Source organism: uncultured Aquabacterium sp., assembly GCF_947366995.1.
GTDB lineage: Bacteria > Pseudomonadota > Gammaproteobacteria > Burkholderiales > Burkholderiaceae_C > Aquabacterium.
The window spans coordinates 1-17,415 of the sequence record NZ_CANBCC010000039.1; the positions used below are offsets into that span (position 1 = coordinate 1).

The following is a 17,415-nucleotide window of genomic DNA, read 5'->3' on the forward strand; positions in this document are numbered from 1 at the left end:
CCCCGGCCCCTATTCTGTCCCCGAAGCGTGGTGGGTTGTGCGTTGTGGCTGGACCACCCCGCATGGCGCCAGCCCGGAGACTGGCGCAGCCCCCCCGCACCACATCCGTGCATCCCGCACCACGGCGGGCCCCCTTCTCCCGTTCATCCCTCCGCTCATCCCCCCGTTCTCCCAGGGCGAGGCCACCCGGCACACATATTGCGTAAACCAACCGTGTGCCCCCGAGTAGTGACGCTCCCGCACACCCCCATTCGTCTCCGCTAATGACGGCGGACAAGAGTCGGCCCCACCGAGGGTGCCCGCTGCTTATCCCACCTCCACCCGTCGCAGGAGCACGCATGAAGATCGTCGTCATTGGCCATGGCATGGTTGGCCACAAATTCCTCGAAAGCCTCGCCGAAACCGGCGTGCGCGATGCGCAGGTCACCGTCCTGTGCGAAGAGGTCCGCCCCGCCTACGACCGGGTCCACCTCTCGGCCTACTTCTCGGGCCAGACCGCCGAAGACCTCTCTCTGGTGGAGCCCGGCTTCTTCGAGCGCACCGGCTTCGATCTGCGCCTCGCCTGCCGCGCCGCCAGCATCGACCGCCGCAACCACACCGTCACCACCATCGACGGCGAGGTGCTGCCCTATGACAAGCTGGTGCTCGCCACGGGCTCCAACCCCTTCGTGCCGCCCATTCCCGGCCGCGACCGCCCGCACTGCTTCGTCTACCGCACCATCGACGATCTCGACAAGATGAAGGCCTCGGGCGCGAAGTCGCAGGTTGGCGTCGTCGTCGGCGGTGGCCTGCTGGGCCTGGAATGCGCCAAGGCGCTGCGCGACATGGGCCTCGAAACCCACGTGGTCGAGTTCGCACCGCGCCTGATGGCCGTGCAGGTCGACGACCACGGTGGCCGCGTGCTGCGCGCCAAGATAGAGGAGCTCGGCGTGCATGTGCACACCAGCCACAGCACCGTGCGCATCGACGATGGCGCCGAGCACCGCCACCGCATGGTGTTCGAAGACGGCAGCCACCTCGACACCGACATGATCGTGTTCTCGGCCGGCATCCGCCCGCGTGATGAGCTGGCCCGTCAGTGCGTGCTGGCCATCGGCCCGCGCGGCGGCGTCGTCATCGACGACCACTGCCGCACCAGCGACCGCAACGTCTACGCGATCGGCGAATGCGCCTCGTGGCAGGACCAGACCTTCGGCCTCGTGGCCCCGGGCTACGACATGGCCCGCGTGGCCGCCCGCCACATCGCGGGCGAGGCCGAGGCCACCTTCACCGGCGCCGACATGAGCACCAAGCTCAAGCTGATGGGCGTCGACGTGGCCTCGATCGGCGATGCGCACGGCCGCACGCCGGGCTGCCGCTCGTTCCAGTATGTGGACGAGGTCAAGCAGGTCTACAAGAAGATCGTGGTGAGCGCCGATGGCAAGAAGCTGCTGGGCGCCGTGCTGGTCGGCAATGCCGATGAATACGGCACGCTGCTGCAGATGGCGCTCAATGGCATCACCCTGCCTGCCGAGCCCGAGTTTCTCATCCTGCCCAGCAGCGACGGCAAGGCCAAGCCCGGCCTCGGCCCCGACGCCCTGCCCGACACGGCCCAGATCTGCTCGTGCAACAGCGTGAGCAAGGGCCAGATCTGCTCGGCCGTGGGCGACGGCGCCACCACCATCGCGCAGCTGAAGTCCTGCACCAAGGCGGGCGCCACCTGCGGCGGCTGTGTGCCCCTGGTCACCCAGGTGATGAAGGCCGAGATGGCCAAGCGCGGCATGGCGGTCAACAACCACCTGTGCGAGCACTTCCCCTACTCGCGCCAGGAGCTCTACCACCTGGTGCGCGTCGGCGAGATCCGCTCATTCGATGAGCTTCTGGCTCGCCACGGCAAGGGCCTGGGCTGCGACATCTGCAAGCCCACCGCGGCCTCCATCTTCGCCTCGGTGTGGAACGAGTTCGTGCTCAAGAAGGACCTGGCCCGCCTGCAGGACAGCAACGACTACTACCTCGGCAACATCCAGAAGGACGGCACCTACAGCGTCGTGCCCCGCATGCCGGGCGGCGAGGTCACGCCCGACGGGCTGATCGCCGTGGGCCAGGTGGCCAAGAAGTACGGCCTGTACACCAAGGTCACGGGCGGGCAGCGTGTCGACCTGTTCGGCGCCCGCGTGGAACAGCTGCCGCTGATCTGGGAAGAGCTGATTGCCGCCGGCTTCGAATCCGGCCACGCCTATGGCAAGAGCCTGCGCACCGTGAAGAGCTGCGTCGGCTCGACCTGGTGCCGCTACGGTGTGGGCGACTCGGTGGGCCTGGCCGTGGAACTGGAGCACCGCTACAAGGGCCTGCGCGCGCCGCACAAGATCAAGTTCGGCGTCTCCGGCTGTACCCGCGAATGCGCCGAAGCCCAGGGCAAGGACATCGGCATCATCGCCACCGAGAAGGGCTGGAACCTGTACGTGTGCGGCAACGGCGGCATGAAGCCCCGCCATGCCGAGCTGATCGCGTCCGACCTGAACAAGGACGAGCTGGTCCGCCTGATCGACCGCTTCCTGATGTTCTACGTGCGCACCGCCGACCGCCTGCAGCGCACCAGCACCTGGCGCGAAAACCTCGAAGGGGGCCTGGACTACCTGAAGGACGTGCTGATCAAGGACTCGCTGGGCCTGTGCGCGGAACTCGAAGCGCAGATGCAGCACGTGGTGGACACCTACCAGTGCGAATGGAAGACCGCGGTGACCGACCCCGAGGTGCGCAAGCGCTTCCGCTCCTTCGTCAACAGCGATGTGCCGGACGAGCGCATCGTGTTCGTCAAGGAACGCGGGCAGATCCGCCCGGCCACCGCCGCAGAGCGGGATGGCACCCCCATCACCACCGCCTGATCCGCACGAGAACGCCATGCTGACCGACATGATCCAAGCCCGCCCCGACAACGCCAACGCCAACGCCGCCTGGACGGACGTGTGCGCCGTCGACGACATCCTGCCCGACACCGGCGTGTGCGCCCTTGTCGACAACCGCCACATCGCGGTGTTCCGCGTGGGCACCGCCCGCTTCCATGCCATCGACAACGTCGACCCGAAGAACGGGGCCAGTGTGCTGTCGCGCGGGCTGGTGGGCAACCTGGGCGACCGGGTGGTCGTTGCCTCGCCGCTGTACAAGCACCACTTCGACCTCGAGACCGGCGCCTGCCTCGAAGATCCGGCGCTGTCGGTGCAGGCCCATGCCGTGCAGGTGGACGCCGGCCGGGTGCGCGTGCGCTGCGCCTGAAGCCCGGCGTGTGAGCGTGGGTGTGCGAGCGGGTTTGCGGGCGGCATGGATCCTTCCTACAATGGACTCATGACCGCCTTGCGCCACGCCACTGCACGCTTTCCCGGCCGCCACGCCAGGGTGGGCCGGTGCGCGCGCACGCACGACATGCCGACCTTCAGGACGGTGCCCCGGGTCACGGCCGCACATCACTGAGCCCGGCGACCACCCTTCCCCCCTTTGCGCACACGGGTCTCCGGGCATCCCGCGCGATCCCCGGAGCACCCGTATGCCGATCCCTGCCTCCCGCGTGGTCACCGAAGTCGACCACAGCCGCCTGTCCGCCCTGCTTGAACGCGCAGCCCCCTGCCCGCCCGCCACCTGGGCGCAACTGAACGAGGTGCTGGACTTCGCCGACCTCGTCCCGCCGGAAGCCGTTCCGGAGCAGGTCGTCACCATGCGCTCCAGCGTGGTGCTGCTGGCCCACGAAGACGGCCGCACGCTCAAGGTCACCCTGAGCTACCCGCACGACACCCCACCCGATGGCCTGTCAGTGCTGACGCCTCTGGGCGCGGCCCTGATCGGTCAGCGCGTGGGCGAAGCGGTGCGCTGGACCGGGCTCGACGGCGTGCCGCGACAGGCCGTCCTGGCGGCCATTCCCTTCCAACCTGAAGCGGCCGGGCAATTCCACCTCTGAGGCCCAGGCGGGGCCCCGCAGCGGGCTCAAATTGACGACAATCGGGGCCCGCCTTCCGCGCCCCCGCTGTCCCATGCCTTTGTCCGTCTCCCAACTCGTCCTGCGCGCCCGTCAACTCGAGATCGAGGCGCTGCGCCAGCTCGCGGGCCGCGTGGATCTGGCCGACATCATCGGCCGTCTGGTGCATGCACTGCAACGCGAACGGGGCGCCGCCAGCCTCTATCTCGCCTCGGGCGGGCAACGCTTTGGCGCCGAGCGGCTGGCCGCCGTGGCAGAGGCCCAGCCGGTCGAAGCCACGCTGCGCGAACTGTTCGCAGCCCAGCTCGCTCCGGAGGCTGGCACCTCCGCGCGCAGCCTGTCGCTGATGGCCTGGGTGATGCTCGACCTCGATGCCCTGCGCGCCCTGCGGGCCGCCATCGAACAGCGGGCGCCCTCGGCCCACGATGTGGTGGCAGCGTACAGCCGGGTCATCGCCGGGCTGGTCGAGCTCGTGTTTCATCTGGCCGATGCCACCGCCCACCCGGCCATCTCCCGCCTGCTGGTGGCTTACGTACACCTGGTGCAGGGCAAGGAATCGGCGGGGCAGGAACGCGCCGTGGGCGCCCAGCTGTTCGGCTCGGGCGCCTGCGACGACACCGAGCAGCAGCGCATCGTGCACCTGATCGACGCACAGGAGCGCAGCCTGCGCGTGTTCGAAGAGTTCGCCGACGGTGCGCTGCGTGCGCAATGGCAGCAGCACCAGCTCACACCCTCCGTGGCCCAGCTGGAACGGCTGCGCCGCACGCTGTGCACGGCACGTCCCGGGGCCGCGCTGGATACACAGCTCAGCGAAAGCTGGTTCGAGGTCAGCAGCGCCCGCATCACCGACATGGGGCAGTTGCAGGACGACCTCGTGCGCAGCCTGCGACAGGCCTGTGCCGAGCAGATCGCGCACGCCGAGCAGGCTCTGCAGGATTCGGAAGGCCTGCTGCGCCACCTCCGTGACAACCCGCCGCCCCACACGCACGCGGTAGACCGCTTTTTCAACGCCCCCGGCCAGCCCGATGCGGCGCCGGTGCTGTCGGCGGTGTCCGATGCGGCCAGCCCGTCGGGCAGCGCGGCCATGAGCTCACTGGTTGAGCTTTTGCAGACCCAGTCGGCGCGCATGGCCAGCATGGAGGCCGAGCTGGACAGCGCCCGCCGCGCGCTGCACGAGCGCAAGATCATCGAGCGTGCCAAGGGGGCGCTGATGTCGCGCCTGGGCCTGACCGAAGAGGCGGCCTTCCGCGCGCTGCAGAAGTCGGCCATGGACCACAACCGCCGTCTGCTCGATGTGGCCGAGGCCACGCTGGCCCTGCCCGACCTGGCCTTTGCCGCCCGACCGGGCACCACGCACCAGAAGTGATCGCCACCGCCGCTTGACGCACCAGTCCTGGGCAGACCCCCGCCGCGCCATGCACGGAATCGCGGCGAGCGTCACGGCACCATGGCGGCACAGAACCTGCATACACACGGGGCACATCAGGCCAAAGGCGGCCTGACCTGGCGCCGGCGCACCTGCCCGGCCCACCTCACACGCGGATGAAGGCGTCCCGTCCTGCTCCGGCCTCGCGGCTGTTGCATGGAAGGGACGCCTTTTTCATTGCCTGCGTGTTTCCTGCATCCGATTGCCCTTTCTGGAAGGACGCCCCATGGCCTACCTCGCTCCCACCGAGTTCGTCACCAAGATGGTCGACGCCGGCGAATCCAAGCTCCTGATGTCCACCCGCGACACGCTGATCCGCGCCTACATGGCGGGCGCCATCCTGGCCCTCGCGGCGGCCTTCGCCGTCTCGGTGTCGGTCAACACCGGCAACCCGCTGGTGGGCGCCCTGCTCTTCCCGGTCGGCTTCTGCATGCTCTACCTGCTGGGCTTCGACCTGCTGACCGGTGTGTTCACCCTGGCCCCGCTGGCTGTGCTGGACAAGCGACCGGGCGCCACCTGGGGCGGCGTGATGCGCAACTGGAGCCTCGTGTTCGCAGGCAACTTTGCGGGCGCCATGACTGTGGCGGTCTTCATGGCCATCATCTTCACCAACGGCTTCACCGAAGCGCCGAACGCCATCGGCCAGAAGATCGGCCACATCGGCGAAGGCCGCACGGTGGGCTACGCAGCCCACGGCGCCGCCGGCATGCTGACCTTGTTCGTGCGTGCCGTGATGTGCAACTGGATGGTGTCGACCGGCGTGGTCGCCGCCATGATGTCCACCAGCGTGTCGGGCAAGGTCATCGCGATGTGGATGCCCATCCTCGTGTTCTTCTACATGGGCTTCGAGCACAGCATCGTCAACATGTACCTCTTCCCCTCGGGCCTGATGCTGGGCGGCAACTTCACCTTCATGGACTACATGATCTGGAACGAGATCCCGACCGTGCTGGGCAACCTCGTGGGCGGCCTGACCTTTGTGGGCGCCACGCTGTACTCCACCCACTACAAGACGGCGCCGAAGCGCGTGGCCGCCTGAAGCGACGGCGAACGGGGTGGCTCATGAAGTGAGCGCCTTGCAGGTGTCGGTGGGGCAGCACAGCCGCGCCGGCCGCAAGGCCCAGAACCAGGACTTCCACGGCGCCTGCGTGCCCGCCGGCCCGCTCTTGCAGACCAAGGGCGTGGCGGTGGCGCTGGCCGACGGCATCGGCAGCAGCGCGGTCAGCCAGATTGCGAGCGCCGCAGCGGTGCGCGGCTTTCTGGACGACTACTACGGCACGTCGGAAGCGTGGTCGGTGCGTCGGGCCGGGCAGCGCGTGCTCGAGGCCACGAACTCCTGGCTGCATGCGCAGAGCCAGCGCAGCGATGCCCGTTTCGACCGGGACCGCGGCTACGTCTGCACCTTCAGCGCGCTGGTGTTCAAGGGGCGTGAGGCCCACCTGCTGCACGTGGGCGACACCCGGGTCTACCGCGTGCACCCGCAGGCGCTGGAGCAGCTCAGCGAAGACCACCGCGTGCGCGTCTCGTCCACCGAGACCTACCTCGGGCGGGCGCTGGGCGCGGGCCCGTCGGTCGAGATCGACTACCGCTGCTGGGACACCGAGCCCGGCGAGGTCTACCTGCTTGCGACCGATGGCGTGTGGGAGCACATGGATGCGACGGCCGTGCAGGCCGTCCTCGCGGCCCATCCGGACGACCTCGACAGCGCGGCCAGCGCCCTGGCCGACATCGCACTCGAACGCGGCAGCGACGACAACCTGACCGTGCAACTCGTGCGCGTGCTGGACCTGCCCGCGGCCGATGTCCATCCGCTGGGCGGCCAGCGCGCCGCGCAGCAATGGCCGCCCCCACTGCAGGCGCGGGCCACCTTCGAGGGCTACACCCTGGTGCGCGAGCTGCACACCAGCGCGCGCAGCCACGTCTGGCTGGCCGTCGATGACGCCACCGGGCGGCAGGTGGCCCTCAAGACACCGGCGGCCGAACTCCGCGAGCACCCTGCACTGCTGGATCGCTTCCTGCTGGAAGAGTGGATCGCGCGCCGCATCGACAGCCCGCACGTGCTCAAGCCCTGCGCCGCCGACCGCCCGCGCACGCACCTCCACGTGGCGATGGAGTACGTCGAGGGTCAGACGCTGAGCCAGTGGATGACCGACCACCCCACCCCCGACCTGGACACCGTGCGCGACCTGCTCGGCCAGATCGCCAAGGGGCTGCAGGCCTTCCACCGCAAGGAGATGCTGCACCAGGACCTGCGCCCGGAAAACATCCTGATCGACCGCACCGGCACGGTGCGGCTCATCGACTTCGGCTCGGTGCACGTGGCCGGCCTCACCGAAGGCACCGCGGCAGCGCGGCCCGACACCATCACCGGTTCCCTGCAGTACACCGCGCCCGAGTACTTCACCGGCGGCGCCGGCAGCCCGCAGTCCGAGCTGTTCTCGCTGGCGGTGCTGGGCTACCAGATGCTGACCGGGCACCTGCCCTATGGCCTGCAGGTGCCCCGCGTGCGCACCCCGGCCGATGCGCGGCGCCTGCGCTGTGTGCCGTTGCGGGAGCGGCGCCCCGATCTGCCCGCGTGGCTGGATGCCGTGCTGCGCCGCGCGCTGCACCCGGATCCGGCGCGACGGCAGGAGGCGCTGTCCGAGTTCGTACACGACCTGCACGCCCCCGGCGCGTCCTATCTGGGCCACCGCGCACCACCGCTGGTGGAGCGCAACCCCGTGGTCTTCTGGCAGACGCTGAGCGCGGTGCTGGCCGTGCTGGTGCTGCTGCTGGCCTTGCAGCGGTTCTGAAGCGCTTTCGGGCGCGGCACACCGGAAGTGTGGCGGGGTGCCACCACAGGCAGGCATTTCTCCCTTCAGATCACTAAATGCGAACAATTCGCATTACGATTCGTATATTAAGAATTGTGAAGTGGAGAACCGCATGCATCGATATCCCTGGCTTGCCATCGCGGCGCTGACCCTGCCCGTCAGCGCCACGGCCGAAGAGCCCACCCTGCCTGCCATTGTCGTTAAGGGGGCGCAGGCGCCAGCCGGCAGCGTGCACAGTGCCGTCCAGGCCGGCAGCAAGACCGACGTGCCAGTCAAGGACCTGCCCGCTTCGGTGGTCGTGGTGCCCAAGGCGGTGCTGCGCGACCAGGGCGTGACGGACATGAACCAGGCCATGTCCAATGTCAGCGCCGTGCAGCCCGTCATGGGCGGGGGGTATGGCTTTGCCAACAACTACGTGATCCGCGGCCAGGCCATGCGCTTTCTGCGTGACGGTTACGCCGACGGCACCTCTCAGAACGGCTACTGGCGCACCTTCGCCGATGTGGAGCGCGTCGAGGTGCTGAAGGGCCCCGGCTCGGCGCTGTACGGTGCCAGCCAGCCGGGCGGCACGATCAACGTGGTCACCAAGCAGCCCCGCCGCACCTTCGGGGCCGAAGTCGGCACCACCGTGGGCAGCTTCGGCACGCTCAACGCCACCGCGGACATCACCGGCCCGCTGTCCGACACCGTCGCCGCACGGCTGATCGTCAACAGCGAGAAGACCGACGGCTGGCGCGGGCTGTCCCGAGCGATTCTGGAGGTGCTGCCCTCGCTGACCTGGAACATCCACCACGCCAGCACGCTGACGGTCGATTACGACCACCGCGAACTCAAGGTCACCCCCGACAACTACGGGCTGCTGTTCGACCGCCATCGCAAGGTGGTGCCGGTCTCGCGCGAAACGAAGTACTACAGCCCCTTCAACTTCAGCGACCAGACCATCGATCGCCTGACGCTCGGCCACGAATGGCGGTTCTCGTCCGATCTGATGATGCGCACCGCCGTGATCCAGGACCGCCGCTCGCTGCAGATGCTGCGCAACGCCGGCGGCAACCCGGGCAACGCCAGCAACCAGATGACAGGCCGCAACGCCCGCACCCAGTCGGACGACGCCCGCTACATGCAGGTGCAGAACGAGGTGGTCTGGCACACCGGGGGGCCCCAGGCGCGGCACACCGTCCTCGCTGGCATCGAGTTCAACGACACCCGGGTCGACACGCGCCGGGTGAGCTACGGCCTGCGCAACATCGGCAACATCTATGCGCCGGTGGTGCCGGAGACCTCGCTCGCGGATGCGACCTCGACCACCGTGTCGTTCGACCGCGAGATCACGTCGCGCGGGTGGGCCGCGTATGCGCAGGACCAGATCGCCTTCGGGGAGCACATCAAGGTGCGCGCCGGCCTGCGCAGCGAGCGACTCAAGGTCGCCGACGAAGGCCTGATGTCCGGCCAGAACGTGCACGACACCCTGTCCTACACCACCGGGTCGCTCGGCGCGGTCTGGCAGCCCACCGCCGCCACGTCGTTCTACGCAGGCTGGTCGAACGGCAAGTTCATCAACCTGTCCACCGAGCCGGGGCGCATCAGCGCGTCGGTCGATGGCAGGACGGCGACGCCGGAAAGCGGCTCGCAACTCGAGATCGGGGCCAAGCTGTCGCTGCTGGACAACCGGATGGACCTGACCACGGCGCTGTTCGAAACGCGCCGCGAGGACTACTACATCACGCTGAGCTCGTGCGGCGACCCGACACCCCAGGGCAAGGACCGCACGCGAGGCCTGGAGGTCGACCTCACGGCCCGGCCGTTGCCCGGCCTGACCACCGTGGCGAACGTCGTCTGGCAGGACGCGCAGACGCAATCGAACACCACGGCCACCAACGCGCAACTGGGCGTCACCGACAGCCTGCATGGCAAGCGCCCGGCCGGCGTGGCCCGGGCCGCGGGCCGGCTGTGGGCGGCCTACCGCCTGCAATCCGAGGCCGGCCGGGGCTGGGGCTTCGGTGGGGGCGCCACCTACAAGTCCGGCTCGTATGCCGATGCGCTGAACCTGTACGAGGTGCCGTCCTACGTGGTCCTCGACGGGCAGCTGTTCTACGAAACACGCACCTGGGACGTGGCGCTGAACCTGCGCAACCTCACGGACCGCCGCTACTTCACCAACGCCACCTTCAGCGGCGCCCTGCCCGGAGAAGGCCGCAGCGCCTTCCTGACCGCCCGTCTGCGTTTCTGACCGTCGAACCAGGAATCCCCACCATGATGCACCCCCAACTCAGCACCCTCCGCGGGCTGCTGGCCGCAGCCCTGTGCCTGGCCACCCTGTCAGTCGCCCAGGCCCACTCCCTGTGGATCGAGCGCAGCGGCGCCGACGCGACGGTCTACTTCGGCGAGTTCGAGGAGTCCGCGCGCGAGCGCTCTCCCGGCCGGCTCGACGAAATGCCCGCACCGCGCGCGCGCCTGCTGACGGACACCGAGGACAGCCCCGTGGCCTTGAGCAAGCGCCCCGAGGGCTTTGTCTTCGCCTCGACCGGCGGCAGCCCGCGGACCCTGATCGTCGAGGAACAGGCTGTCGGCGTACGGGACTGGACCGCCTACGGCCTCGGCATCGTGAAGCCGCTGTTCTACGCGCGCCACCAGCCGCTGGAGGCCGCCCGGGCACCGAGCACGCCCGCACTCCCGCTGGACATCCTCCCCACGGCCAACCGCGGCGTCTTCAAGGTCTTCTTCAACGGGCAGCCTCTGGCAGGCACCGAAGTGAAGATCGTCGCGCCCAACACCTGGTCTCAGGAGGGCAAGACCGACGCCGAGGGCCGCGTGCGGCTGCCCATGCCGTGGCGCGGGCAGTATGTGCTTCAGGCCGTGCACATGGAGCGCACGGCCGGCACGTACGACGGCAAGCCCTATGAGGCCCGGCGTCACCGCACCACACTGACCGTCGTGAGTCCGCGCGGCCAGCGCTGAGACTGAGGGTCCACCCGCGGGTTTCGCTGCGGCTGGGGGTTGGCAGATTCGGCCACACCGCACAAGTTGGCCCGGATCCTGCGGGATATCGGCGTTTCGGCGGCCCCTGAACGCCTCACAATGGACGCCTCACGTTTTGCAGTACCCCGCCCGGGAATCGGCCGCCGCCGCCTCCTGGCCCCACCATGGCTTTGCCCCCCACCAGTCCGGCGCCCCGCGCGCCAGCCGGACGCCCGACCGCGCTAGACGGCTTCGCCCGTTTCATCTGCCAACAGCTGAAAGTCCCGCTGTCGGCGGTGTCGCTTTTGCAGGGGGACCGACAGCACATCGTCTCGCTGGTCTCGGCCGAGCAGGGCCCGCAAGCCGACCTTCCCCTGCTGGACCTCCCGCCGCAACCGCAGCCGCTTGCGGCGGCCGATCTGCACGCAGAACCCGCGATGGCTGCCTGGCAGCAGGCCCCCTGGCTGGACGTGCGCGCGTGTGCCGCCGTGCCGCTGCGGGGCGACGACGGTACGGTGATCGGCACCCTCTGGGCGCTGGCGCAGCAAACCCGCGCGTTCACGCGCGAAGAACTTGAACTGCTGGACAACCTGGCGCCGCTGGTGGCCTCGGCGCTGCATGAGCCGGACCCGACCGAGCAGGCGCGGCTGCATCGCTTCATCATGGAGAACGCGCCGGTCGGCGTTGCCGTGGCCGGTCTCGACGGACGCCTGCGGCGGTTCAATCCGGCCCTGTGCGCCATCCTCGGCCGCCCGCCGGAGCAACTCCGCCAGGTCAGGCTGCAGGACCTGACCCCGGCCGAAGACGCCGCCTCCGAGCTGCAACTGGCCCAGCGCCTGCTGGACGGCGAGCAGGACACCTTCACCATCGAGAAGCGCTACTTGCGCCCGGATGGCAGCCTGGTGTGGGGCGAGCTGAACGTGGCCCTGGTGCGCGACAAGGCCCACCGCCCCCGCCACTTCGTCATGGTGGTGGAGGACATCACCGAGCGACACCGGGCGCAGGCCCGCTTGCAGGAGCTGCACGCCCAGCTGGAAGAGCGCGTGGCAGAGCGGACCGCCGAACTGCGCGCCGTGCTGGCCAACGCGTACGACGCCTACATCTGCATGGACGCGTCCGGTGCGGTCGTGGAGTGGAACCGACAGGCCGAGCTGACCTTCGGCTGGCAGCGGGAGGAGGCCATCGGTCGCCAGCTCGATGAACTGGTCGTGCCGCCGGCCTACCGCGGACGCCACCGCCGCGGCATGGCCGACATGCAGGACGCCAGCATCGCCCGCGTGGTGGACCGGCGCCGGGAACTGCCTGCCATGCGCCGCGATGGCACCATCTTTCCGTGCGAGGTCACGGTCACGGCGCTGCAGACGGCCACCCGGGGGACGCTGTACGCGTCCTTCCTGCACGACATCTCCGAGCGGCAGGAAGCCCAGAAGCGCCTGGCCGAATCCAAGCGCCACCTCGAGGACCTCTACGAGAACGCGCCCTGCGGCTACTACTCGCTCGATGCGTCGGGGATCTTCGTCGACATCAACCGCATGGCCGCCGAGATCTACGGCGAGACGAAGGAGGCCCTGCTGGGGCACCGCAGCCCGCGCGCGTTCTTCACCGAACAGGGCCGGGCCCGCTTTGCCGAGGTCTACCCACGTTTCATGAAGGAAGGCCAGTTCGGCCCCGAAGAGTTCGACCTGCTGGCGGGGGACGGCCAGACGCGGCGCGTGAGCGTGATGGCCACGGCCCTGTACGACGACCAGGGCCAGTTCCTGCGCAGCCGCACGGTCATCATCGACGTGACCGAACTGCACCGCACCCGCCTGGCACTGCAGGCCGCGAACCGGCAACAGCATCTGATGCTGGACAACGAGATGGTCGGCATCGTGAAGATCGCCGCCTTGCGCGTGACGTGGGCCAACCGGGCCTTCGAGAAGCTCTCGGGCTACGAGCTCGCCGACCTGATCGGCAAGAACAGCGCCATGCTCTATGCCGATCCCACCGCGTTCCAGCGGGTGTCCACCGAGGCCTACCCGGTCGTGCACACCGGCGGCATCTACCGCACCCAGGAACAGATGCTGACCCGTGACGGGCGCCGCCTGTGGGTCGACATGAGCGGCACGCTGCTCACGGCCGACGAGAGCGAGTCCGTGTGGATGATGCAGGACATCACCGCGATGAAGGCCTATCAGGAAAAGGTCGAGGAGATGGCCTTCCACGACGCGCTGACCGGGCTGCCCAACCGCGCGCTGCTGCTGGACCGGCTCAAGCAGGCGATTGCCGGCACGGCGCGCAATGGCAAGCACGTGGCCGTGTGCTTCGGCGACCTCGATGGCTTCAAGGCGGTCAACGACCGGCACGGTCACGATGCCGGTGACCGCCTGCTGTGCGAGGTGGCCAAGCGGCTGGAGGGCGTGATCCGAGCCAACGACACCGCCGCCCGGCTGGGGGGAGATGAATTCGTGCTGGTGCTCACGCAGCTGGCCTCCCCGGAAGAGGTGCACCTGATTCTGGCGCGGGCGCGGCAGGCCGTGGCCCAGCCGGTCAATCTGCCGGACGGGCAACAGGCCGCCGTGACGATCAGCTTCGGCGTGGCATTTGCGCCCGACATGGGCACCGACGCGCACCGCCTGCTCGACACGGCGGACCGGGCCATGTACGTGGCCAAGGGTGCGTTCAAGAGCCGACAGGCACTGCAGCAGGCCGGATCCTGACGCGGCGACGCGCGGCCACGCCCACCCACAGCACCCCCACCAGCGCCAGCACGCCGGACGTCGGCTCGGGCACGGCGCTGGTCACCGACAGCGTACCGGACACCGCCGCGGCACCGCCGTAGCCCTGCCCGGCAAGCAAGGCCACCCCGGCGGCGGAATCGAGCATCACCCGCGTGAACGCAGACACCGTCACCAGGTCCCCGGCGCGGGCGTCATAGCTCAGTTGCAGTGCCTGCTGCCCCTGGTACATCAGCACGTTCAGCACCGTGGTGTCGCCGATCTTCATCTCGAGGCCACTGACGCTGCCCGCGTCCGGTGTCACCTGGTCGATGTCGGAGACGGCGAACATCTCGGCCAGCCCGTCGAAGTGCAGCTTCACGTGGCTGCCCAGCGGCTCGCCCTCGTCGCCCACGATGCGCCACTGCATGTTCAGCAGCGCCATCTCGCTGGACACCGCGGCGCCTTCCGAAGCCAGAGGCCGGGGCCCCTGGGCCGTCAGGCTCGCCGAGGTGTAGGTGGAGATGTAACCCTTGCCATTCGGCGCCTCACCACCGAACAGCCCGCCGTCCCAGCTGACCTCGGCGCCATCGGCCACACTGCCCCCTGGCAGGGTCGCCCCCCCGGCGCCAGCCATCGCACGCTCGCGGGCCGACGACGTGTCGGTAAGGGCGCCGCTGAGCACCAGGTCATGCGCCTGCCCCGCCACCTGGGCGGAAGCCAGCACCATGTCGAAACTGTCACCCAGCCCCACCAGCTCCAGGTGCACGGCGTGCGCGCCCGGCGCAAACAGGCCCGTGGCGAGGCTGGCCGCCACGGCGGCCATCACATTGCGTGTCATGTCGGTCTCTCCGGTGATGGCGCTGCTCAGGGCAGGCGGGTGATGCGGTTCTGGGCACCGGGTGCCACGCCCGCCGGGTTGGCCTGCAGGTAGGCTTCGAAGGCGTCGGTGTCCACCGCGCCACCCAACCGGGCTTCGCCCTTCTGCAGCACGGCAAAACCGTCACCGCCATCGGCGAGGAAGCTGTTGACCGTCACGCGGTAGCGTGAGGTGGGCTGCACCGGCGTGCCGTTCAGCGTGATGGCGCTGATGCGCGCGCCGCAGGCGCCGCTGGCCGACCAGCTGTAGCTGAAGCCACGCGACACCTGCAGGATGCGGTCCTGCGTCTGCCCGTTGCAGCCGGCGAACTGCGTCTCGAGCAGCGTGCGAATCTGGGCGCCGTCCAGCGTCATCGTCACCAGCGAGTTGCCAAAGGGCTGCACGGTGAAGGCATCGCCATAGGTCACGATGCCGCCGGCGTTGTACGGCAGGTCGGCGCGGATGCCGCCCGGGTTCATGAACGCAACCACCGCCTCGCCGAAACCAGCATCGTCGGTCGCGTCCAGCTGCGCGTCGGCGATCACATCACCCAGAGCCGACTCGCCCGCTGCGTTGGCGGTGCGGCTGATGGCCGCGGTGATCACGCCGATCGGGCGGGCCTTGGGCACGGCGGCGAGCGCGTCGTAATGCGCCACAAGGTCAGTCAGGTAGACGGCCTCGGCGGTGGTCGTGCCGGTGGCCACGTTGTTCGCCGTGGTCGACACCACATCGCGTGTGCGCGTGTCGATCACCAGGTCGATGTCGGTGAGGTTGCGCGCATACTGGCCCGACGAGGTGACCCGCACCGGCTTGCCCGCGCTGTTGGGCAGCAGGCAGTTGTAGGCCGCATGCGTGTGACCCGACACCACCAGGTCGACCGCCGGATCGAGGCGCTTGACGATGTCCACGATGGGGCCCGACACGCCGGTGCAGCCGTTGATGCCGCCCGAGGCAAAGCCGCCTTCGTGGATCAGCACGACGATGGACTCGATGCCCTGAGCCTTGAGCTTGGGCACCAGGGCGTTGACCGTGTCGGCCTCATCGTCAAAGCGCAGGCCGGCCACACCGGAGGGCGAGACGATGGTGGGTGTGGCCTCCAGCGTCATGCCGACAAACGCGACCTGATGCCCCAGGAAACGCTTGACCCCATAGGCCGGGAACACGGTCTTGCCCGTGGCGGTGTCCACCACGTTGGCCGACAGGAAGTCGAAGCGGGCGCCGGCGAATTGACCATCGGCGCGCAGGTCCTTGTCCATGCCCTTGCCCGAGTACGGATCGGTCGGGTGGTTGCCGCCCTGCTTGAGGCGCAGCAGCTCGGCCTTGCCTTCATCGAACTCGTGATTGCCGGTGGCGTTGAAGTCGATGCCGATGCGGTTCATGGCCTCGATGGTCGGCTCGTCCTTGAACAGCGCCGAGGTCAGCGGGCTGGCGCCCACCATGTCGCCGGCCGACACCACGGCGTTCAGCGGGTTCTTCGCGCGCAGTTCGTCGATGCGCGTGGCCATGCGGGCGATGCCCGGGTTGCTCGACGAGCCCTCACCGGCCTTGATGTAGCCATGGAAATCGTTGAAGCCGATGACCTTGACGGTGATGGTGGTGCCGATCTTCGAAGCCTGCGCGGCCTGCAGCAGCCGGGCACGCTCGGTCACGCTCAGGCGACCTTCGCGCATCAGACCGAACGTGACGTTGGAGACGTGGGTCAGGAAGCCGGCCTGGCTGCCCCACTGGACCTCGTCCTGGATCAAATCATCCAGGCTGCAGCCCGACGGCAGCAGGCGGTTCGGCACGCCCGAATCGGCCGTGCCGAGCACCACGGTGGGCGACGGATCGGCGGGAGAGCAGCTCTGGGCGAACGCGGCGGGCGCGGACAGGGCGACGGCCGCCGCGGCGGCGATCAGGTGGATGCGCATCTGGACTTCCTCTGGGGGCGATGACGGAACAGGACCAGATGCACAGCGTAGAGACAAGCCGTGACGCGCCGTCGGGAGACGCAACGGGCGCCATGATCCGAACAGCCCATGGCGCACCGGATCACCTCGGGCATGCCGGTTGCTCGAGAGCCACATGTTCATGCAATGGTGCCTGGTCATCGGCGTGCTGCTGGTGGTGATCGGCCTGACCGACACGCTCAGGCGCAGGCTGCTGTCGGCACCTCGGCGATCTACCTGCTGTGCGGCGACTCGCCCGAAGGGCCCCAACGTTGACAGGGTCTGCCGCGCACTGGACACTGAATGCTGCGTTCGCACCCCACCTGCTCTCGAGACGGAGTCTGTTTCCGGCATCACCACAAGCTCATTCATTGAGCTTTGACGCTTTCCGTCCTCCCCCATTGTGAAGGAGCAAGCAACATGAGCTACATCGACGGCTTCGTCATCCCTGTGCCCTCCGGCGAGCGCGAGCGATACCGCGCTGCCGCGCAGCAGTTCCACGAGAAGTTCAAACACCTGGGCGCGATCCGCCAGGTGGAGTGCTGGGGCGACGAGGTCCCTGATGGCAAGGTCACCGATTTCAAGCGCGCGGTGGACGCCAAGCCGGACGAGACGGTGGTGTTCGCGTGGATCGAATGGCCGTCGAAAGAGGTGCGCGACGCCGCCAACAAGAAGATGATGGAAGACCCCGAAATGGAAAAGCTCGACATGCCCTTTGACGGCAAGCGCATGATCTTCGGCGGCTTCATGCCCATCTTCGACACCGCCGAACCCAAAGGCTGAAGCGTT

The 17,415-nt window shown here is 68.7% G+C and carries 12 protein-coding genes; 10 read left to right on the forward strand and 2 right to left on the reverse strand.

The features are described 5' to 3' along the window. Positions 1 to 338 precede the first annotated feature (338 nt). The 9 genes from nirB (at position 339) to Q0Z44_RS11285 (ending at position 13,842) form a co-directional block, all read left to right on the forward strand. Complete coding sequence (gene nirB / locus Q0Z44_RS11245; protein WP_298012719.1) at positions 339 to 2,864, forward strand: nitrite reductase large subunit NirB; 2,526 nt, start codon at positions 339 to 341, stop codon at positions 2,862 to 2,864. A 28-nt stretch (positions 2,865 to 2,892) separates the two neighbouring features. After that, positions 2,893 to 3,252, forward strand: coding sequence for a nitrite reductase small subunit NirD (nirD, locus tag Q0Z44_RS11250; RefSeq protein WP_298012721.1), 360 nt, complete (start codon positions 2,893 to 2,895; stop codon positions 3,250 to 3,252). Between the two features lie 268 nt (positions 3,253 to 3,520). Beyond that, positions 3,521 to 3,928: a GreA/GreB family elongation factor gene (locus tag Q0Z44_RS11255; protein ID WP_298012723.1), complete on the forward strand. Its 408-nt coding sequence runs from the start codon at positions 3,521 to 3,523 to the stop codon at positions 3,926 to 3,928. A 73-nt stretch (positions 3,929 to 4,001) separates the two neighbouring features. After that, positions 4,002 to 5,312: a nitrate- and nitrite sensing domain-containing protein gene (locus tag Q0Z44_RS11260; protein ID WP_298012725.1), complete on the forward strand. Its 1,311-nt coding sequence runs from the start codon at positions 4,002 to 4,004 to the stop codon at positions 5,310 to 5,312. A 286-nt stretch (positions 5,313 to 5,598) separates the two neighbouring features. Next, the gene (locus Q0Z44_RS11265; RefSeq protein ID WP_298012727.1) at positions 5,599 to 6,411 is read left to right on the forward strand and encodes a formate/nitrite transporter family protein; all 813 of its coding nucleotides are present in this window, start codon (positions 5,599 to 5,601) and stop codon (positions 6,409 to 6,411) included. A gap of 28 nt (positions 6,412 to 6,439) precedes the next feature. Continuing rightward, complete coding sequence (locus Q0Z44_RS11270; RefSeq protein ID WP_298012729.1) at positions 6,440 to 8,164, forward strand: bifunctional protein-serine/threonine kinase/phosphatase; 1,725 nt, start codon at positions 6,440 to 6,442, stop codon at positions 8,162 to 8,164. Between the two features lie 133 nt (positions 8,165 to 8,297). Continuing rightward, complete coding sequence (locus tag Q0Z44_RS11275) at positions 8,298 to 10,415, forward strand: TonB-dependent receptor (RefSeq protein WP_298012731.1); 2,118 nt, start codon at positions 8,298 to 8,300, stop codon at positions 10,413 to 10,415. 23 nt (positions 10,416 to 10,438) lie between these two features. Continuing rightward, positions 10,439 to 11,143 (forward strand): DUF4198 domain-containing protein, encoded by a 705-nt coding sequence (locus Q0Z44_RS11280; RefSeq protein WP_298012733.1) that lies wholly within the window; start codon positions 10,439 to 10,441, stop codon positions 11,141 to 11,143. Positions 11,144 to 11,328: 185 nt separating this feature from the next. Next, the gene (locus Q0Z44_RS11285; RefSeq protein WP_298012735.1) at positions 11,329 to 13,842 is read left to right on the forward strand and encodes a PAS domain S-box protein; all 2,514 of its coding nucleotides are present in this window, start codon (positions 11,329 to 11,331) and stop codon (positions 13,840 to 13,842) included. Here the strand turns inward: Q0Z44_RS11285 and Q0Z44_RS11290 are convergent. Continuing rightward, positions 13,805 to 14,680: a hypothetical protein gene (locus tag Q0Z44_RS11290; protein WP_298012737.1), complete on the reverse strand. Its 876-nt coding sequence runs from the start codon at positions 14,678 to 14,680 to the stop codon at positions 13,805 to 13,807. The genes Q0Z44_RS11285 and Q0Z44_RS11290 overlap by 38 nt on opposite strands. A gap of 26 nt (positions 14,681 to 14,706) precedes the next feature. Next, positions 14,707 to 16,608: a bifunctional metallophosphatase/5'-nucleotidase gene (locus Q0Z44_RS11295; protein ID WP_298012739.1), complete on the reverse strand. Its 1,902-nt coding sequence runs from the start codon at positions 16,606 to 16,608 to the stop codon at positions 14,707 to 14,709. A 438-nt stretch (positions 16,609 to 17,046) separates the two neighbouring features. Here Q0Z44_RS11295 and Q0Z44_RS11300 point away from each other — a divergent pair, with 438 nt between their 5' ends. Continuing rightward, complete coding sequence (locus tag Q0Z44_RS11300) at positions 17,047 to 17,409, forward strand: DUF1428 domain-containing protein (RefSeq protein WP_298012741.1); 363 nt, start codon at positions 17,047 to 17,049, stop codon at positions 17,407 to 17,409. Positions 17,410 to 17,415 lie beyond the last annotated feature (6 nt).

Excerpts from the sequence above, each read along its gene's own strand:
- nirB (WP_298012719.1), top strand. The coding sequence starts at position 339 with ATGAAGATCGTCGTCATTGGCCATGGCATGGTTGGCCACAAATTCCTC.
- Q0Z44_RS11290 (WP_298012737.1), bottom strand. The coding sequence starts at position 14,680 with ATGACACGCAATGTGATGGCCGCCGTGGCGGCCAGCCTCGCCACGGGC.
- Q0Z44_RS11295 (WP_298012739.1), bottom strand. The coding sequence starts at position 16,608 with ATGCGCATCCACCTGATCGCCGCCGCGGCGGCCGTCGCCCTGTCCGCG.
- nirD (WP_298012721.1), top strand. The coding sequence starts at position 2,893 with ATGATCCAAGCCCGCCCCGACAACGCCAACGCCAACGCCGCCTGGACG.
- Q0Z44_RS11280 (WP_298012733.1), top strand. The coding sequence starts at position 10,439 with ATGATGCACCCCCAACTCAGCACCCTCCGCGGGCTGCTGGCCGCAGCC.
- Q0Z44_RS11285 (WP_298012735.1), top strand. The coding sequence starts at position 11,329 with ATGGCTTTGCCCCCCACCAGTCCGGCGCCCCGCGCGCCAGCCGGACGC.
- Q0Z44_RS11255 (WP_298012723.1), top strand. The coding sequence starts at position 3,521 with ATGCCGATCCCTGCCTCCCGCGTGGTCACCGAAGTCGACCACAGCCGC.
- Q0Z44_RS11260 (WP_298012725.1), top strand. The coding sequence starts at position 4,002 with ATGCCTTTGTCCGTCTCCCAACTCGTCCTGCGCGCCCGTCAACTCGAG.
- Q0Z44_RS11265 (WP_298012727.1), top strand. The coding sequence starts at position 5,599 with ATGGCCTACCTCGCTCCCACCGAGTTCGTCACCAAGATGGTCGACGCC.
- Q0Z44_RS11275 (WP_298012731.1), top strand. The coding sequence starts at position 8,298 with ATGCATCGATATCCCTGGCTTGCCATCGCGGCGCTGACCCTGCCCGTC.
- Q0Z44_RS11300 (WP_298012741.1), top strand. The coding sequence starts at position 17,047 with ATGAGCTACATCGACGGCTTCGTCATCCCTGTGCCCTCCGGCGAGCGC.